The organism is Phormidium sp. CCY1219 (assembly GCF_035615515.1).
GTDB lineage: Bacteria > Cyanobacteriota > Cyanobacteriia > Cyanobacteriales > Laspinemataceae > CCY1219.
In genome coordinates, this window is the sequence record NZ_JAJENT010000918.1 from 47,118 (window position 1) to 65,203 (window position 18,086).

Genomic DNA, 18,086 nt, shown 5'->3' on the forward strand with positions numbered 1-18,086 from the left:
GACTTGATGGCGGAGAGAATTCCTCGGGACAATCGGGGAAGGTGTGGAAATGAAACTCAGAGCCGTAGCATGTATCGATCGCTTCTTGTAACTGTTATCGCATCGATCGCGATCGCCAGCTTGATGGTGAAGCGATCGCCCTTATCTGCCATTGCTTCTCCCCTGCATTCGCACAGCGGGAGAACCGCGAGCGATCGCCCCTCAGTGCCATCCATTGCCACCGGGGCGATCGCCACCCCCGAAGCGCCGGAAATTGCCCGTGCCATCAGCGTGCGGATTTTAACCGCCACCGGCTCCGGTTCCGGCGCGATCGTCGCTCGCCAAGGGCAAACCTATACCGTGCTGACCAATCATCACGTCATCGCCGACGGGTCAGCACAAGGGTACAGCCTCATTACCCCTGACGGACAAATGCAAACCGCGTGGCACGTACCTGTGGCGCAATTTGCCGATTTAGATTTAGCCCTCGTGCAATTTACCAGTGCCAACCGTTACCGAGTTGCCGCGATCGCCCACCCGGATACCGTCTCCCTTGGCGAAACCCTCTATGCCGCTGGGTTTGAGGCATGGCACTTTACCAGCAATGGCAATACCTTAGTTTCCGTGGAAGATACTCGCCAGTGGGGAATTCGCGCCTTTCGCCTCACCACCGGACGAATGCAAATGCGATCGCCGCGATCGCTAGTAGGCGGCTACGAAATCGGTTATACCAACGACGTGGTGCAAGGCATGAGCGGCGGACCGGTTTTAACTCAAAACGGCGAACTAATTGCCATTAATGGTAAACTGAAATATCCGTTTCTCGGCATCCGCGCCTTTATTTTTGCCGATGGTTCGATGCCTTCCCCCCAACTTTTCGCCCAAATGGAATCCTTAAGTTGGGCTATTCCAATTACTAAATTCCAAAACCCAGTAAATTCAACACCCAATCGAAGAGGGCTGTAAGCGTTTCAATCGCCGTTATAATTAATGGAAAAGCAGTCAAAATTGATTTATCGTATTTCCAACCGTAGGGTGGGCATCGCCTAACTTACTGTTAAAATACCCGACAAAATACTATATTGTAGCCAGAATAAATTGGGGATGAATATGACTACCGTTCGAACAGAGAGGAGCTGGCCAAAAATCCCGATCGCCACCACCATTGTAGCGGCGATCGTCATCACCTTACCGACCCAGGTGCAAGCCAAAAGCGGCGAAGAAATTTATCAAATTGCCCAACAAAGTGCCGTACAAATTAACGCGGATTTAGCGGGAGCCTTGGGAGGTTCCGGCGTCATCATTGACAAACAAGGACAGCGCTATACCGTGCTAACCGCCAACCACGTGGCTTGTCTGCTCAATTGTCGTCCCGGAATTAACTATACCGTTCGCACCCCCGACGGGCGAGATTATCCCGTCAGCGAAGTGCGCTCCCTGCCCAAAAGTGGCAGCGATGCGGATTTAGCCCTGGTCACCTTTGAAAGTCCGAACGCCTATGAAGTGGCAGTGCTGGGGGATTCGGAACATATGGTTCCCGGGTCGCAAATTTATATTTTCGGATATCCCCGGGGCAATCGCCAGGGTGGGCAACGAGAAGCCGAGTTTACATCCGGAATGGTCACCAGTCGCCCGCACAACCGTCCCCAAGGATATAACCTGCGCTACGATGCCGTCACCAAAAGCGGGATGAGTGGCGGACCGGTATTGGACAGTGAAGGGCGCTTAGTGGGGATTCACGGACAAGGCGACACCGAAGGACAAACCGAAACCTCCACCGGGAGTACCGTATCGATTAAAACCGGATTCAACGCCGCCATTCCGATTCAAACCTTTTTGGCGAGTGCCGATCGCCTCGGGATGAGCCAGTCGCGCTTGAACCTCGATCGCGATCCGCCCGCAGAGAAACCCGCCATGTCCGACAATCCCACAGAAGCCAGAGATTACAACCTGAGCGGATTGATAAATTTAGAGCGGGGCAATGTGGAAGGTGCGATCGCCGATTTTAGCCAAGCCCTCGAGCGAAATCCCGACTCAACCGAAGCCTATCGCGCCTATTTCAACCGGGGAACCGCCCGCATTCGCAGCGGCGACTATGCCGGCGCGATCGCCGACTGGACCGAGGCCATGCGCCATAATGCTACCGATACGCGCGTCTATTACAATCGCGGTTTAGCACATTACAGACAGAGAAACTGGCAAGCTACGGTAGAAGATACCACCCGCGCGATCCAACTCGATCCGAATAACGAAAAAGCATACTTAGTGCGCGGCGATGCCAAGGTAGAATTGGGAGACGAACCCGCCGCCCTCGCCGACTACAACCGCGCAATCGCCATCGCACCTAACTACCCGATCGCCTACAATAACCGCGCCACCATCCGCGTCAACCTCGGCGACCTCGAAGGAGCGCTCGAAGATTTGCGCCGTGCTGCACCCTTATTATTAGACCAAGGGAAAGACAACCAATACCGCACCGTAATGAACAATATATCCCAGCTAGAACGTCATCTGAACCGCTCCTCCAGAGAACGCACCTCTCGGGATCCGAATCTGGCCAAATTGCACGAATGGGGTTTAAACCCAATCGCCTGTACCGATGGCGTCGTCTCGATTCTCTTCCAGGGCAAAGAATACTGCACGCAACCCACAGACTGGCTCGGTGTGGGACACTATCAATATATCTCCGAATCAGACCGACTCGAACCGATTTCGCCCCCCGTCGCGCCGAGTAACAACCCCCCCACCTCCGCACCCGCGCCCAACAACGATCTCGGATTGTAGAAGGCACGGTGCCGTTTCCGATTCCCCCATCGGGGAGAAAATGTGGTAAAATACCCAGGCGCACAGCCTTGTTACCAGTTCTTGCCCGCATTCCCAACCCCAACAATTGCGCTTTGAATGGTCAAGATGGGCAAGTCGGTGAATGCGATCGCCCCGGTGGGGGGAATAATAACATGCAAGACCATCCCGAAAACCGGCCATGCGCCCGCGATCGCTCCACTCTCCACCCCCCAGGCGACAGAATCGCAAACCCACAGCCTCGCGATCGCTCCCCCACTACGCTAAGCTAAGGAATGAAATCATTAGCATCACAACTCGATGGGAACAGAAAACAGTCTCCTTAACAAAGCGTGGGAAACACTAGAAAACACGATTATCTATTACTACGATAATCCCGTAGGAACCGTAGCCGCTTCTGACCCCAGCGTAGAATCCCTGAATTACGACCAATGTTTTATTCGCGATTTTGTCTCCTCTGCGCTAGTGTTTTTGATTAAAGGAAAAACCGACATCGTTCGCAATTTCCTACAGCAAACCTTAAAATTACAAATCAAAGAAAGGCAACTGGATTTCTTGGAAGTTGGGCGCGGGTTAATGCCCGCCAGTTTCAAAGTCGTTCACGAGAAAGGAGAAGAATATTTAATTGGCGACTTTGGCGATCGCGCGATCGGGCGCGTCACCCCCGTGGATTCCTGTTTGTGGTGGCTTTTCGTCCTCCGCGCCTATGTCAAAGCCACCGGACAATCTTCTTTAGCCCATCAACCGGACTTTCAAAAAGGCATCCGGCTAATTATGGAACTGTGTTTGGTGGCTCGCTTCGATATGTATCCCACCATTCTCGTTCCCGATGGCGCTTGCATGATTGACCGCCGCATGGGAATTGATGGCCATCCCTTAGAAATTCAAACCTTATTTTACTATGCCTTGCGAACCGCGAAAGAACTGCTCCTCCCCAATCAAGAGAACGCTTATATTAACCAAGCCGTGGAAAAGCGATTAAAGCCCCTAGCCAATCACCTGCAACAGCATTATTGGCTCGACCTCGATCGCTTAACCGAGATTTATCGCTACAAAGGGGAAGAATATGGAGAAAGTGCCCTCAATCAGTTTAACATTTATTCTGATTCTATTCCCTACGATGCCTTAAGTCGTTGGTTGACCGAAACCGGCGGCTATTTTGCCGGCAATCTCGGTCCGTCACAGCTCGATTGTCGCTTTTTTTCATTGGGTAACTTGATGGCGGTGCTATCGGGTTTAACCACCGAAAAACAAGCCCAAGAATTGATGAATTTGATAGAAGACCGCTGGGAAGATTTAATCGGAACCATGCCGATGAAAATTTGTTTCCCCGCCCTGAAAGGAAGAGACTGGGAAATGCTCACCGGCTGCGACCCAAAAAATCGTCCCTGGTCGTATCATAATGGGGGAAATTGGCCGGTTTTGCTGTGGATGTTAACCGCTGCGGCTCTACAGAGCGATCGCCCCAATATTGCCAGTCAAGCGATTGACATTGCCGCGAAAAGATTGCCCGCCGAAGAATGGCCGGAATACTATGATGGCAAAAACGGTCGCCTGCTGGGGAAAGAAGCGAGAAAATATCAAACCTGGACGATTGCCGGCTTTTTATTGGCCATTGAGTTGCAAGAAAATCCGCAATATTTATCCTGGATTATCTGTTAGGCGAATGAGCCGATCGCGGATCCGAGAAAGCAGTGATTTTGCGGCTTGCTGCCCCACCGAGAGCGGATCGGCAGATTCGCGATGCAGTTACGTTCCCCTTCGGGGATGCAAATCCCTGTGGCGGACACCGATAACTCAAACCAATCTGTGTTGATATTCCACAACCATTGCACGGCTTATTTTGGCGTCAACGGTGCGGGTCAACGCCCCCCAAATCAATCAGTACAGTAGAGGGGTCTGGTACCGCCTCAGTGAGTCTCAGGGCTTTCGCGAGGCGGAAGTCGTAGAGCGTTATCAAGTGCAGAATCATTAATGAGCGATCGGGAAAAGCGAAAGCGGCTCTCCCCCTAATCCTTAGCGTATTTGAAAAGCAGAACTGATGTATGCGCTCTAAATGTTAAGAGGCGAAAGTTTCAGAGCGCACCTCAAGCTACCTACCGCCAAATTTCTACCTACCCTAGGGAGAAATTGATTCTATTTCTTCCCACAACCCATATAGAATGATAATTCGGCAGTTTCAAAAGCAGGTGTTTTTCAGTAGTGAAGCTATTTGTGTACCACACGCCAGAACTGACGCCCACCGATCGCTTGCCCGATTGCGCGATCGCCGTTGACGTCCTGCGCGCCACCACCACGATGGCCACCGCCCTTCATGCTGGTGCCCACTCCGTGCAATTTTTCAGCGATATCAATAAACTGATGCAAGTCAGCGAAGGTTGGCCCTCGGAGAAACGCCTTCGCGCCGGCGAACGGGGCGGATCCAAAGTCGAAGGATGCGACTTGGGAAATTCACCCCTAGATTGTACGCCAGAACGAGTCAAAGATTGCCGCTTATTTATCAGCACCACCAACGGCACCCGCGCCCTGCAACGGATCGAAGCTGTCCCCGTGGTGCTGGCGGCGGCATTAGTCAATACCCAAGCGGTGGTGCGGTATCTGCTGGAAAATAACCCGGAAACCTTGTGGATTGTCGGTTCCGGGTGGGAAGGCAGCTTTTCCTTGGAAGATACGGTTTGTGCCGGGGCGATCGCCCACCAACTTCTCGCCGCCAGCGGTGCTAAATTAGACGACTTAACCGGGAATGACGAACTCATCGACGCTCTGGCGCTTTACCGCTACTGGAAAGATGATTTATTGCAGTTAATGCGCCACGCCTCCCACGGCAAACGGCTTTTGCGTCTCAACGGCGAGGCGGATCTGGAATATTGCGCCAAAATGGATGTTTTAGATGTGGTTCCGATTCAATCCGAACCCAGCGTTTTGGTGAAAAAAGCTTAATCGGCAATTGGGGAAGTGGGGAAGTCGGGCCAGTGGATGTGGAGGTTCAGCCCTCTTAACCCCTCCCCAATCAATGAATACTCAGCGATCGCCAATGGCGCGAACGGGTCAAACGCCCCCAAACAATTTTTCCCTCAAACCAGCGGCAATCCGCCGGGAAGCCCCGGGGGTGCCCATCCGCCGAGTCCCGTTTTCGGCAATCAGTTGCAGCCGATCCGGATCGCGCAAAAGCTGCTGTAGCATCGGGGCCACGCGATCGGGTTGCTGGACTAAAATCAGGGACGGTCCGAGCAAGCGAGATTGGGCTTGCGCAAACGCGGGGGTAAACTGCGGACCGCCACCGGGAAGCGCGATCGCCGGTTTGCCCAATCCCACAAATTGCTCCGTTGCGGTTCCTGCCATCGCGATCGCCACATCCGCTTCTCGCAAACAGTCCACAAAGGCACTTTGGGTTAACAGCAACATCCCCCGATCTTGCGTGAAGGTGACAGCACCCTGAGCTTGCAAGGAGGCGATAAACTCAGCCCGATCGCCTGCCCCGGATGGGCGGGTCTCCTCTTCCGTCCCTGTGCTGCGCGATCGCCGCCAGCCATCGTTTTCCAGTTGTTGAGATAAATGCTCCAGACTCACTCCCGCAGCGATCGCGCCGAGAAACAGAGGGCAGCGATCGTCCCATGTTTCTGCGACTCGCCCTACCGCTTTGAGGATTATCTGCCAATTGGCATAAGCTTCCGGCACTCGCGACCCCGGAATCAGGGCGATACACAGCGATCGCTCGGTTTCTTTCCACTCCGCATCCGGATCGTAAAATATCGGCTCTGGGTTGTCCACTTCAAGCTCATCCATCATCGGATTGCCCAGATCCCGGGCGGGAATGGCAAATTTTTGCAAGGTTTGCGCCGTGAGAGCATCTCTGGCAAAAACGGCTTTACAGCGTTTGTGCTGCATTAACCCCCGTTCCCAGGGCAAATACACCGACCCAGACCAGCTTTCTAAGCGCTCGAACCACGATTGACGCGGTAGCACTCCTTGTTCGTCGCGCAGATAGTATTCCGATTTTGCCGTCCCCACAAAAGCGTAGGGAAGCCCGCTAAAGCGCGCCAACAGCAGGGGGAAAATATCTCCCACGGCTAAAATGGCTCCCCCTTGTTTCGCCCAAGCGCGCACCGCTTGCCATTGCGCCCAAGTCAGCCCCAGCAACCCCTGGCGCAGATCTCCCCACAACTGACGCCCATCCATATAGATAAAACCGCCAGAGGGCATTTTTTTCACCGGCCCGATGATGGAAAGATGGTTTAATTGATGATAGGCTTGCCCCTCGCCCACTAATGGCAGCGCGGCTAATTCCGGCGGATTTTCCTGCTGCTGCACTTGGCGCAAAATGCGAACCGCGATCGCATCTTCTCCATGACCGTTACTCAGACAGAGTAATCTCAATGCCATACCTCCCCTCGTCGGCTACTCGCTCGCGATCGCCTTGGCTGCATGCTGCAATATTTTTCCCAGGGAGCCAAATTTTTCCCCTCCACTTGTCATTCTTAAAATTTTGATTATAATGGAAGTAAGAACGCACGGGGCCTTACCGGTTTCGATTCGGTAGTGAAAGCTAACCCGTGATTCAGGCCGAGAGTGAGTCATCTCTCGTAAATCCAAGGCTCAACTTTAAAAAGTAACTGCGAACAACATCGTTCCTTTCGCTCGCAAAGCAGCTCCTGTTGCTGCGTAAAAAAAACCTCCACTAGGTTTGAGCGGTCTGTAGTCCGACTCCGTTAAGGTCTATGGACAAAACCCCAACGGATGCTCTAGCAAGATTTCTCTGGTTGATTGCTAGCTAAGACTAAACCATTGCATCCTGTCATCCGGGATAATGGATGGTCCCCGCTCTGAGGGTTAGAAGAGCTAAGCCTGTGAACGATCGGAAAGTCAATAGCTACTGAAGACAGGGGTTCGATTCCCCTAGGCTCCATTACCCAACCCTCAGCCATACATTTTCACCCCCCTTGGTATCAAGGGGGGTGTCAAGTTTTTAGCACCGTTTCGGCTATTTCTCCTCCCACTCGTATGATGCTTCGCGGATTCCCGTTTATAGAAATGGGATTTATCGTCTCTAGGCGGCGAGGGGTGGGTTCCTCACCCTATCCTTAGGGTTGAAAATCGGTATAATCGATCGGCGAGTTATCGATTTCGATCGCGTCCAAATCCGTACACTTCTTCGAGCAAGCGGACCCAGCCATCGGAGAGGGAGGCTAACATGCGATCGCCTTTTTCTTTCGTCGCCGCCGTGGCATCTCCCACCACTCCGCTGTCACTGATTTGATCCGTCACCCAAGCAAAGGTGAGCGCTCCTTTGGTGCCCAATAAACTACCGTCGGGTCGCGGCGGGGGATATTCAGCAACGGCCTTTTCCATATTAACCCATTCGGGCAAAATAGACAACATCAAACTGGTTTCGGCATCGGCGGCATGCATGGAAAGCGATCGCTCTTTTTCCGCCATCAATTCTTTACTAATATTAGGCACGCGCCAGGTAAAGATAGGAAAAACGTTAAACTCCTCATGTTTGACCTTGATATCTTGGGCGGCAATTTCCACCACTTGCGGTTGTCCACCGTGGGAATTCATTAACACTAATTTTCTAAATCCCGACCGATACAAACTTTCCGCAATTTCCATTAAAGTAGCCAATAAGGTTTCGGCGGTTAAAGTAATGGTGCCGGGAAATTTTCCATGTTCGTTAGATTTGCCGTAATATAAAGGGGGCAAAGCATAGGCGGGAATTTCGGGATTTAACTTTTCCAGGGCTTTACCCAACACCGCCATCCCGATCGCGCTATCCACAATCAGCGGTAAATGAGGACCATGTTGTTCGATCGCCCCTAACGGTTGAATTAAAACCGTATTGTTTTTATCGGGCAGTGCCGCGATTTGCGGCCAACTGAGATATGCAAAAAACCGCTGGGGAGGAATAAAGCCATGCATCATCGTTTTCACCTGAAATTGACTTGAAATAGTGAGTAAATCAGTGGGGAACCGGGAGTTTATCGCCGCGATCGCCTGAAAAATGGGGAGAGTTAGCCCAGTTTGCGAGCCTGCTCAATGAGCTGTAAAATGCCTTCATAGTCGAAATTATCGATCGCGGTTTGCAGTTGTGCCGCCAAACACGCATGTTCGGGAGGAATGCGCGCGAGAAGGTTGAGCAATTCGCTATAATTTAATCCTAACGTGGCTTGTTCTAGGGCAGATTTCCATTCCGCAGGCATCGAGAGAAAGCTGTGAATAATGGCGCGATCGCTTGGTTTTTCCAGGGAGGGTGATTGGCGCATTTCTTCTGCATCTAAGTAGGGAATATTAAGGTGCTGTGCGATTTTATTTAACAGGGTGGACAATTGAATCGGTGGGGCGATCAGGTCATCGCAACCCACCGCGAAAGCAGCGGATTTTTCCTCAGACAAGGGACTCGCACTCATCCCGACGATCGCCGGTGGGGGAGGAGGAGAAGCATTGGGGGGAATCCCTTGTGCTTCAGCCCGAATTTGGCGAGTGGCTTCGTACCCATCTAAAATCGGCATATTCATATCCATCAAAATCAGATGCGGATGAAAGGCTTTCCACAGGGCGATCGCTTCCTCTCCGTTGCCCGCTTCGCGCAGTTGAAATCCCAGGGGTGAGAGCAATTGTGCCAGATGTTTCTGGTTGTCCCGAGAATCATCGACAATTAAGATGCGATACTCGGTTTGGGGGGATTCCCAGGTGATGGTGTGGCGATCGCGAGTCGTTGCGGCGGAAACTGATGCGAAATTGTGGCTTTCCAGTGGCCTCACCTGCACTTCAAAGTAAAACGTACTTCCCATTCCCAATTTAGAGGTCACGTCAATTTCGCCGCCTAGCAATTCCACATATTGGCGACAAATTGCCAGCCCCAATCCCGTACCCTCTTGGAATTTTTTCCCCGATCCGGTTTGCACGAACGGATCGAACAAGGTTTCCAGGTCTGACGGTGCAATTCCCACCCCCGTATCGCTGATACTAAAATGCAAGCGACTCGTGGTTTTGGAGTAGTTGTCGCGCAGGTAAGTGCCGCGTAGAATCACCTCCCCTTGGCGGGTAAATTTAATGGCGTTGCTCAGCAAATGCATTAAAATCTGACGCAGTTTGAAGCGATCGCATCGGACGTAGCGCGGCAAATTAGAAGCCAAGATAAAATCTAGTTTCAACTGTTTTTGTTCGGCTTTAAGGCGAAACATTTCTTTAATATCGCGCAACAGTTGCAGTAAATTAAACTCCTCTTCACGGATCGTGGTGCGTCCGGCTTCCATTTTAGAAAATTCGAGAATATCGTTAATTAATCCAAGAAAATTTTCGCCACTGCGTTGAATAATTTTCAAATAATCCCGTTCCTGGGCGGTGAGATTGGGGCTGCTATCTAGCACCTGCGCGAATCCCAAAATGGCATTGAGCGGCGTTCGCAATTCGTGAGTCATATTCGTGAGGAAAGCACTTTTGGCGCGGTTGGCGGCTTCGGCGGCGTATGCAGCTTCTCGCAGTTGTTCTTCCGCCCGTTTGAGATCGCCAATCTGGCTCGCAGTTCCCACGATCCGATAGATTTTTCCGTTCTCGTCTCGCAGGGGTGTGAGAGTAGTCAGCCACCAAGTTGCTTCCCCATGCAAAGGCAAGCACTCTTCATAGCAAATTGCCGTCCCCTTTTCCACGCAAGTTTGATAGCGCTGGGTAATACTTTCAGCCACCTCCGCAGGCAGAACTTCTTCGGGGGTTTTGCCTCGGATTGCCTTGTCAGAAAAACCCGTTAATCGTTCGTGCGCGGGATTTATCCCGCCAAACCTAAATTCTCCGGTTTCGCCCACATCGATCGCGAATATGCAAAGTTCTACCCCGTCGTAGATGCTGCGTAAAAATTGTTCTCGCTCGCGGCGGGCGGCTTCGGCGCGCTGGCGATCGCTCACATCAAACTGCACGCCGATATAGTGAGTAATCTCTCCCGCTTCGTTCCTCACTGGAGAAATGCTCAATTCGTTCCAGAACATCGTGCCGTCTTTGCGATAGTTTCGCAGCAATACTTTACAGGGTTCTCCCTTGGCTAAAGCCTTGCGAATGGCAAAGCGGGCCTGTTGCTGGCGATCGCTCTCCTGCAAAAACCGACAGTTTTTGCCGATCGCTTCTGACGCCGAATACCCGGTAATGCGCTCGAATCCCGCATTTACATATACCACCGGATTGTCTGGCAATCTCGCATCGGCGATCGCAATCCCATTCGTAGACTCGGAAATCGCTCGTTCTAGCAAGCGCAATTGCGCCTGTGAATTCTGCCGACTTTCGATTTCTTGTTGCAGATTTTGATTTTGCTGCTCTAACTGCTGCTTCAGGTTTTGGTTTTCCAGGTGCAATTTTACCCGGGCGATCGCTTCTGCTGCGGATAGCGGTTTAACCATCACATCGGCACCCCCCACCGCAAACCCTTCTTCTTTCCGGTGCAACTGCGTCGCATCCATCACGAAAATCACCGGAATCTCTCGCGTTTTTTCATCGGAATTTAACGTTTTACAGACTGCTATTCCCTCTAAATCTGGCATCTGAACGTTTAAAATTATCAATTCGGGAAATCCTTTTTGGCACGCATCAATTCCCGCTCCTCCTGTCTCCACGGCTGTGACTTGATAGCCCTCATTTGATAATATTTTTTTTAAATTCTCTCGGTCATTGGGATTGTTCTCCACAATTAAAATGCCCCCCATGCCTGTGGGAACAGCCCGCACCGCCGGGGGGTTTCGATGCGCTTTCACCGCCGCGATCGCCCGGTCTCTCAATCGCTCCTGTCTCAGCTCTTCTTGGGGAATGCACTCCTCAATATCGAACTGGAGAATCCAGTTAGTTTCTATCGGTTTTTCGGCGCACTCCTGAAGGACAATCATCCGCACCCACAGATTGTTGAGCTGTTCGCGAATCCAGGGAACCAAACCCCCTCCCGCCTTTTCATTTCCGCCCATTTTCCCCCCTATTACCATCAACGCCGTATCCGGATGGGTGGCGATGAGTGCCTTCGCGTCTGACTCGGAAAACGCGGACATCACAGTTAAAGGTTTTTCATCAATCCTGACATGTTCTAGGGCCAAACCAATGGCTGCGTGGACTGCTCTATCCTCATGGGCGATGGTAACTTTCCACACTTCTCTCTCCGTCTGTTCGCCCGAAACCCTCGATTTTTTACTCATTGCTATCATTGCTTGGATTGTGTGCTGCCCGTCTAATCTAGTGCTTTGCGGGAGGCGCGATTCAATTAGGGGATTCAGGTGAAAGAATCCATTGGATTACGAGGCTATATCCGGTGGAGCGCGCCAACAGTTGAGGAGGAAATGGCCTCCAGTTTTCGCGAATTCGGCCACCGTGAAACTCCATACTCACCCGCTCTCTGGCCGCTTCTATTGTAGCTAAAAACCTGAATGTTTATCGTCCAATTTTACCGCCAGCTCTCTCCAAAACCATAGTTGATGGCTATCGGCGATGGGGAAAGGAGACGGGGAATGGGCTATCCCCTCCCCAACGCCATGATTGACCCTGACATGAAAACAAGGGCGGGAAACGGTAGGTTATTTATAAATATTTTTGCAACAATACCCGTAACTTATCTTTCACCGACGGCGACACCATATCTAGAGGGGTCAAAATTGCAAACTGCAACGCCGAATGGGCCTGACTCTCGGGCATATTTTCGCTCAATCGGCGCACGGTTTCGCGAATCACCTTCTGGGCGTGGATCGCATTAGCCTTCAAATTCTCGATCACCATATCTACCGAAACGCTGTCATGGTCATCATGCCAGCAATCGTAGTCCGTCACCAGCGCCAGGGTGGCATAGGCCATTTCTGCCTCGCGCGCCAATTTTGCTTCCGGTAAATTCGTCATTCCGATGACCGAAGCACCCCAACTGCGATAGAGATTCGACTCCGCCTTCGTGGAAAATGCCGGACCTTCTATACACACATAAGTGCCCTGGCGATGCAAGGTTACGTCCGGAAAGTTCAGACTTTCCACCGCATCGGCGAGGATCCGCGCCAACTCCTGACAGACCGGATCCCCGAAGGCAATGTGGGCCACGATGCCTTCCCCGAAAAAGGTGGACACCCGGTTTTTGGTGCGATCGATAAATTGATCCGGCACCACCATATCCAACGGCTTAACATTTTCTTTCAGAGAACCTACCGCTGAGGCGGAGATTAAATATTCCACCCCAATACTCTTCATCGCATAAATATTGGCGCGAAACGGCAATTCCGAGGGCATCTGGGTATGGTCGCGACCGTGACGCGCCAAAAATGCCACCCGGGTGCCATCTAGGGTACCCACAATTAGGGCGTCCGAGGGCGACCCAAACGGGGTCTCTACTTTAACTTCTTCAATGTCGTGCAGTCCCTCCATCTTGTAAAGGCCACTGCCACCAAGAATGCCGATTTTTACCGGTTCCATGACGTTTTCCTTCTGTGGTTTTCAAATGCCCCGCTATTTTACCTAGAAATTCGCATTTCTGGGAAAAGGGCGTTTGCATACCACAAAGATATCCCCTTTTGTCAATGACGGCTGTCACTCGGCTTGAAACATATTGTCACATTTCCTCGGTGTTTGCGATCGCCACACCGCTTTACAGAATCTTTAAAAATAAAAGAAATGCAAGTTTTTGGATGTTAAAAACCTTGTCAAGCCTATGTTTGCTCAAACCCATCCCCCAAAAATTCCCATCGATAAACTGGTCGATCGCATCTTTACTTTTCGCCAGCTCAGTCGCGTTGACCAACAGCTCCTAATGAACAGTCTGCTCTCGAAAGACACCCTCACCCCAATCGAAAACGACTATATCAACCGCGTCTTTGATGCCGTCCAACGCGGTACGATCCGGGTGGTTGATTAAAGGTCTTCCTAATGCAATTTATTCAAAATCCTATTGGGGGTCAGGTCAGAAATTTTTTTCCTAGCCCCTCCCTAACTATCCCCCCAAAACATAGCCCTGGCGATTCGAGCAACCCGTGACAATCTCCCTTCGCAAATCCCCCACTCGCTTCACCCCTAACTGGGGTAAAATTAAACCTGCTAATTGCGATTGGATCGAGGGTTTACCATGTCCTATAGCCAGTTTACCCTAAAAAAAGCGGTCATAGAGTTGAACCTTACTCTGGTAGAAGGTGTGGAATTTTTAAATCGCGATCGCCAGGAATCTTTTCCGCCTTATCTCGCCGAATACTTACAAAAAAACCTCACCCTAGCCATTGCGTTAAACACGGAAAAAGCCCGCTCTGAACTGTTGATTTGTCCCTTATTGCTTGCCGCCAAAGAAATTGCCAATTCCCCCTGTAGTTTATTTTCTGGCGAAGAATTTGAAGTGGAACCCGATGCCGGACTGACTGGCGTTTGCGATTTCTTATTGAGCCGTTCTACCGAACAACTTTATATTACCGCACCTGTGGTTTCCATTGTGGAAGCGAAAAAAGAAGACCTGAAAGGCGGATTAGGACAGTGTATTGCCACAATGGTTGCCGCTTGGCGGTTTAACCAGCAAAACCAAAATTCGATTGCCACGGTCTACGGTGCAGTCACTACCGACACCCTGTGGCGCTTCCTTAAATTAGAACATCAAACCGTGACGATTGACCTGAATGAATATTCATTACCTCCTTTTGAATCCATTCTGGGCAAACTGGTGCAACTGATAGACAGTCCCGCATAAAATTCTCAGCAAATCTGTTAATTATTTTGCCGATTTCCTGGGGAAAAGCCACCCCTTGCAATTGCCTTTTGAAAACTAGAAATTATCAATATTCAGGCATTTTGCAATAACCAAAATCCGGTATAAGTTTGACCCGAGTCATCCGGTTGCACCAGCAAAAAGTGCAAACCCTTGCACAGTTGTTTGTGTTGTTGAAAATTCAATCCAGCGGCGGCCACTTCTTTATCTTCAAAGGTGGCTAATACCCAGCGATCGCTCAACCCTGCTTCTAAGATCAATCCATCCGGAGCACCGGGAATGTAATTGAGCGCCACTGGTTGCACCGCTTCCAACCAGCGCGCCAGTCGCATAGATTGTCGTCCGCCATCCACCACCGCCCCCGGGATCGCCACCGTAGAGGCTAATCCGAGATTGAAGGGGTTGAGGGATTCGGGAATCGAGCGGATCGGGATCGGTCGATCGCCAAATACATCGAGCAAATAGCCGGCGCTGACCCGAGCAAACCGCCAGCGATCGCCCCACAATTCTTCCGGTAGGGGAATCGGTGGCGGTCGGTCTACCGCCAGGGGGTCGTAGGTTTCGTGGGTGTAATTTGGCTCATTAGCATACTCTTGGCTTTTTTGCAAGAGCCATTGTTTCAAACTCTGGGTGCGGCGGGTCGGGATCACCGGCACCCCCAGTTGCTTCCCAGCTTCTTGAATTAAACTCAAAGACTGGGGACGAAACACCTCGATCGCCGCCGGGGGATGACCCGCACTGGCCTTGTGCAGGCGATCGACCAACCAGGACACCTTCGCCTCAGACTGAACGCAGCGATCGCTAAAGCGAAAATCCCCCGCGCGATCGCAGATTGCCAACTCCCACAACCGCTCCCCGCGTTCGTTTTGTAACGGACGTCGATAAAAATCAGCCTGCCAAATCTGCATCATTAGAGCTAGAACTCACCGCACCACAATCCACCATAGCATTGCCACCCCAATCCCTACGGCGCATCCGGCTCGTGGTAGAACCCCATCCTACCCCTTTCTCGGGGCAAATCTCCCTGTGCAACGCCCAGAAATCAGCTAAAATGAAGAAATCTTTCAAAGCAGTGGACAACACCCACCGGGTCAGCACTGCGCGAAAGAAAATGCGGGGTCTCCCGCCCCAACTTTTTATAATGCCACCTAACCGGACCCGGTGGTGTGGATTCCTCGGTTCAGCGCCACGGAAAAACCCACTGCCTAACGGGGACTCAGGTTAAAATTTTAGTCGGTTCTTCCCCGGCGTGAAGACGCGGAGTGTCCAACATTTAGGAAATAATCTAATGAATCCTCACCTGACTCAATTTGGCGAACAGATGTCCCACCTGACAGGCGTGCGGGCGATTATGAAAGATATTATCGAAACCCTCACAGCTGCAAAGGGTCAGGAATTTATCAACTTGAGTGCCGGCAATCCGGTGATTTTGCCCGAAGTCGAGCAGTTGTGGCGAGATTCCACCGCCGAGTTATTGGCAAGTCCGGACTATGGCGAAGTGGTCTGTCGCTACGGTTCCTCCCAAGGATATCAGCCCTTCATCGATGCCGTCAAAGCCGATTTTAACCAACGCTATGGCTTAAATCTCAGCGATCGCAATATTCTCATCAGTCCGGGCAGTCAATCCATTTACTTCTACGCCGCCAACGCCTTTGGCGGACGCACTGACAACGGCGAACTCAAAAAAATCATCCTTCCCCTGAGTCCCGATTATACCGGATATGGCGGCGTCACGTTAATTCCGGAAGCCTTAATGGCCTACAAACCCACCTTAGAGGTAGACGAACCGATGCATCGGTTTAAATACCGCCCCGATTTCAGCCAATTAGCGATCGACGAAACCACCGGGTGCGTGATTTTCTCGCGGCCGTGCAATCCCACCGGCAACGTGCTGAGCAATGAAGAAGTGCGTAAAATCGCCGATTTAGCCGCACCCTATGACCTGCCGGTATTGATAGACTCCGCCTATGCGCCGCCCTATCCCGCCCTGAATTTTACCGAAATGACGCCGATTTTTGGCGGGAATATCGTTCACTGCATGAGCTTGTCCAAAGCGGGATTGCCCGGGGAACGCATTGGCATCGCCATCGGCGACCAACGTATCATTGAGGTGTTGCAGTCCTTCCAGACCAACTTGTGTATCCACTCCTCGCGATACGGACAAGCGATCGCCGCGCGGGCGATCGCCTCTGGCGCACTCGGCGCGATCGCTGAAACCGTCATCCGTCCCCACTATCAGAAAAAATTCGCCGTGGTGGAAAATACCTTAGACGAAGCAATGCCCAAAGACCTCCCCTGGTTCCTGCATCGCGGCGAAGGCGCAATCTTTTCTTGGTTGTGGATTAAAGATTTACCGATTTGTGATTGGGACCTCTATCAAGAAATTAAAAAAGCCGGCGCGATCGTGGTTCCCGGTAGCAGTTTCTTCCCCGGTTTGAATGAAGATTGGCCTCACAAAACCCAATGTCTTCGCATCAGCCTCACCGCGACCAATGAAGAAATCGCCACCGGCATGCAACGTCTGGCAAAAGTGGTGCAAAAAGTCTGTCAAACCTCCTCGGTTGCTTAACCCGAACCCTCTACTCAATCGGCGCGATCGCTCCCTCCCACCACAACTGCTTGCCAATGGGGGTTTTTCCTTCTTCTCCCCTGCATTTCTTCCCCAATCCGCTGCCGATGCAATTATTTTTTTTAACTTAGCCCGCCTCAGCGGGCTTTATTTATTGATTTATATCCCCCCCTTTCTGCGGCATGGCTGTCGTGACAAAACTCTGGCCGATTCAGTCTCTCCCCATTGGAATAAAAAGATTTCACTCTTTTGACAGAACAAATTCTCCATGCCCCCACGCTACTTTGAAATAGGTTGCGGCTTGGCAATAAATCTTATAACCCTTTAAAAGAGATTGCTTCGATACCGTTTATCCCGTCATCAAGTAGTAATTTAGAGAACTTTATGAATCGACTAATCACTTGGCTGAAAGGAATTCGTTTGCGTCAAATTATCGCCGTGAGTTTGGCAACTATCGCCCTGATGTTCAGCTCCGCTTTCGCATTCGGTTCCCAAAATCAAGCACAAGCGGCCAAACTCCTCACCCCGGAAGATAATCCCGAACAAGTCGATCGCGCTACAGCCAAAAGAGTGCAAGAAAAAGCCGAAGATTTCCCGAATGAAAATATTGGCGATACGGGATTGAAAAATATTAGAAAGCTGAATGAAAATATCCCCAAAGTCATCGAGCAAAATGCGGAAGAAACCCTGAATCCCGATAATCCAGACGCCCCTGGAACCCGCAACCCCAATCAGGTTGAGCGTCGATAATCCCAGGTTCCGGGGAAGGGGGTAAAGACTCACCCCACATCCGCGATCGCCTTTTCTGAGCGCCGCATCCTACCGGGTGCGGCTCTATTCTGTGGCGTGGGTTTCGCGCAGATTAAAATTGCGATAAAATTGCGATCGCATGATGGGCGGAAATTTGATAAATTATAAAATTGTCCCAGGGTAGCACTTTACCCGCAAGCATAGCTCTTGACATCCTCCACCGTCAGGAACCCCATCCCTAAAGGGAGGGGCTTGGTAAGACTTTATTTTCCCAAGCTCACCTGACCAGAAGACCAG

15 protein-coding genes and 1 other RNA gene are annotated in these 18,086 nt (G+C 51.3%); 10 read left to right on the forward strand and 6 right to left on the reverse strand.

The window, feature by feature from the left end; translation table 11 throughout:
• Positions 1–69 precede the first annotated feature (69 nt).
• The 4 genes from LKK83_RS30145 (at position 70) to LKK83_RS30160 (ending at position 4,443) form a co-directional block, all read left to right on the forward strand.
• The gene (locus LKK83_RS30145; protein ID WP_324635163.1) at positions 70–945 is read left to right on the forward strand and encodes a S1 family peptidase; all 876 of its coding nucleotides are present in this window, start codon (positions 70–72) and stop codon (positions 943–945) included.
• 144 nt (positions 946–1,089) lie between these two features.
• Complete coding sequence (locus tag LKK83_RS30150; protein ID WP_324635164.1) at positions 1,090–2,763, forward strand: tetratricopeptide repeat-containing S1 family peptidase; 1,674 nt, start codon at positions 1,090–1,092, stop codon at positions 2,761–2,763.
• Positions 2,764–2,880: 117 nt separating this feature from the next.
• A complete protein-coding gene (locus LKK83_RS30155; protein ID WP_324635165.1) occupies positions 2,881–3,048 on the forward strand; it encodes a hypothetical protein in 168 nt (55 codons plus the stop codon).
• A 33-nt stretch (positions 3,049–3,081) separates the two neighbouring features.
• A complete protein-coding gene (locus tag LKK83_RS30160; protein ID WP_324635166.1) occupies positions 3,082–4,443 on the forward strand; it encodes a glycoside hydrolase 100 family protein in 1,362 nt (453 codons plus the stop codon).
• On the opposite strand, the gene LKK83_RS30165 is transcribed toward LKK83_RS30160, so the two are convergent.
• A complete protein-coding gene (locus LKK83_RS30165) occupies positions 4,440–4,616 on the reverse strand; it encodes a hypothetical protein (RefSeq protein ID WP_324635167.1) in 177 nt (58 codons plus the stop codon). The genes LKK83_RS30160 and LKK83_RS30165 overlap by 4 nt on opposite strands.
• Positions 4,617–4,983: 367 nt before the next feature.
• Here LKK83_RS30165 and LKK83_RS30170 point away from each other — a divergent pair, with 367 nt between their 5' ends.
• Positions 4,984–5,721 carry a 2-phosphosulfolactate phosphatase family protein gene (locus LKK83_RS30170; RefSeq protein ID WP_324635168.1) on the forward strand — a complete coding sequence of 246 codons (738 nt, stop codon included), beginning with the start codon at positions 4,984–4,986 and terminating at the stop codon, positions 5,719–5,721.
• Positions 5,722–5,829: 108 nt separating this feature from the next.
• On the opposite strand, the gene LKK83_RS30175 is transcribed toward LKK83_RS30170, so the two are convergent.
• On the reverse strand, positions 5,830–7,158 hold the full coding sequence (locus tag LKK83_RS30175) for a lipid-A-disaccharide synthase-related protein (protein ID WP_324635176.1): 1,329 nt from the start codon (positions 7,156–7,158) through the stop codon (positions 5,830–5,832).
• A gap of 136 nt (positions 7,159–7,294) precedes the next feature.
• Here LKK83_RS30175 and ssrA point away from each other — a divergent pair.
• Positions 7,295–7,690: a transfer-messenger RNA gene (gene ssrA / locus LKK83_RS30180) on the forward strand.
• 206 nt (positions 7,691–7,896) lie between these two features.
• On the opposite strand, the gene LKK83_RS30185 is transcribed toward ssrA, so the two are convergent.
• The 3 genes from LKK83_RS30185 to LKK83_RS30195 form a co-directional block, all read right to left on the reverse strand.
• Entirely contained in the window at positions 7,897–8,700 is an 804-nt protein-coding gene (locus LKK83_RS30185; protein WP_324635177.1) for a creatininase family protein, read from the reverse strand.
• Between the two features lie 92 nt (positions 8,701–8,792).
• The gene (locus tag LKK83_RS30190; RefSeq protein WP_324635169.1) at positions 8,793–11,948 is read right to left on the reverse strand and encodes a response regulator; all 3,156 of its coding nucleotides are present in this window, start codon (positions 11,946–11,948) and stop codon (positions 8,793–8,795) included.
• A 379-nt stretch (positions 11,949–12,327) separates the two neighbouring features.
• Positions 12,328–13,200, reverse strand: coding sequence for an S-methyl-5'-thioadenosine phosphorylase (locus LKK83_RS30195; protein ID WP_324635170.1), 873 nt, complete (start codon positions 13,198–13,200; stop codon positions 12,328–12,330).
• A gap of 235 nt (positions 13,201–13,435) precedes the next feature.
• Between LKK83_RS30195 and LKK83_RS30200 the strand changes: the two genes are divergently transcribed.
• The gene (locus LKK83_RS30200) at positions 13,436–13,639 is read left to right on the forward strand and encodes a hypothetical protein (protein WP_324635171.1); all 204 of its coding nucleotides are present in this window, start codon (positions 13,436–13,438) and stop codon (positions 13,637–13,639) included.
• A 207-nt stretch (positions 13,640–13,846) separates the two neighbouring features.
• Positions 13,847–14,452, forward strand: coding sequence for a hypothetical protein (locus LKK83_RS30205; protein ID WP_324635172.1), 606 nt, complete (start codon positions 13,847–13,849; stop codon positions 14,450–14,452).
• A 92-nt stretch (positions 14,453–14,544) separates the two neighbouring features.
• Here LKK83_RS30205 and LKK83_RS30210 read toward each other — a convergent pair whose 3' ends face one another.
• Entirely contained in the window at positions 14,545–15,378 is an 834-nt protein-coding gene (locus LKK83_RS30210; protein ID WP_324635178.1) for a Tab2/Atab2 family RNA-binding protein, read from the reverse strand.
• Between the two features lie 380 nt (positions 15,379–15,758).
• Here LKK83_RS30210 and LKK83_RS30215 point away from each other — a divergent pair, with 380 nt between their 5' ends.
• Together LKK83_RS30215 and LKK83_RS30220 are read left to right on the forward strand one after the other, a co-directional pair.
• Complete coding sequence (locus LKK83_RS30215) at positions 15,759–17,039, forward strand: valine--pyruvate transaminase (RefSeq protein WP_324635173.1); 1,281 nt, start codon at positions 15,759–15,761, stop codon at positions 17,037–17,039.
• A gap of 384 nt (positions 17,040–17,423) precedes the next feature.
• Complete coding sequence (locus LKK83_RS30220; protein ID WP_324635174.1) at positions 17,424–17,789, forward strand: hypothetical protein; 366 nt, start codon at positions 17,424–17,426, stop codon at positions 17,787–17,789.
• Positions 17,790–18,086 lie beyond the last annotated feature (297 nt).

Bases quoted from the DNA above. Each gene is read 5' to 3' on its own strand.
- LKK83_RS30145 (WP_324635163.1), top strand. From the start codon at position 70: ATGTATCGATCGCTTCTTGTAACTGTTATCGCATCGATCGCGATCGCC.
- LKK83_RS30150 (WP_324635164.1), top strand. From the start codon at position 1,090: ATGACTACCGTTCGAACAGAGAGGAGCTGGCCAAAAATCCCGATCGCC.
- LKK83_RS30155 (WP_324635165.1), top strand. From the start codon at position 2,881: ATGGTCAAGATGGGCAAGTCGGTGAATGCGATCGCCCCGGTGGGGGGA.
- LKK83_RS30160 (WP_324635166.1), top strand. From the start codon at position 3,082: ATGGGAACAGAAAACAGTCTCCTTAACAAAGCGTGGGAAACACTAGAA.
- LKK83_RS30185 (WP_324635177.1), bottom strand. From the start codon at position 8,700: ATGCATGGCTTTATTCCTCCCCAGCGGTTTTTTGCATATCTCAGTTGG.
- LKK83_RS30190 (WP_324635169.1), bottom strand. From the start codon at position 11,948: ATGAGTAAAAAATCGAGGGTTTCGGGCGAACAGACGGAGAGAGAAGTG.
- LKK83_RS30195 (WP_324635170.1), bottom strand. From the start codon at position 13,200: ATGGAACCGGTAAAAATCGGCATTCTTGGTGGCAGTGGCCTTTACAAG.
- LKK83_RS30200 (WP_324635171.1), top strand. From the start codon at position 13,436: ATGTTTGCTCAAACCCATCCCCCAAAAATTCCCATCGATAAACTGGTC.
- LKK83_RS30205 (WP_324635172.1), top strand. From the start codon at position 13,847: ATGTCCTATAGCCAGTTTACCCTAAAAAAAGCGGTCATAGAGTTGAAC.
- LKK83_RS30210 (WP_324635178.1), bottom strand. From the start codon at position 15,378: ATGCAGATTTGGCAGGCTGATTTTTATCGACGTCCGTTACAAAACGAA.
- LKK83_RS30215 (WP_324635173.1), top strand. From the start codon at position 15,759: ATGAATCCTCACCTGACTCAATTTGGCGAACAGATGTCCCACCTGACA.
- LKK83_RS30220 (WP_324635174.1), top strand. From the start codon at position 17,424: ATGAATCGACTAATCACTTGGCTGAAAGGAATTCGTTTGCGTCAAATT.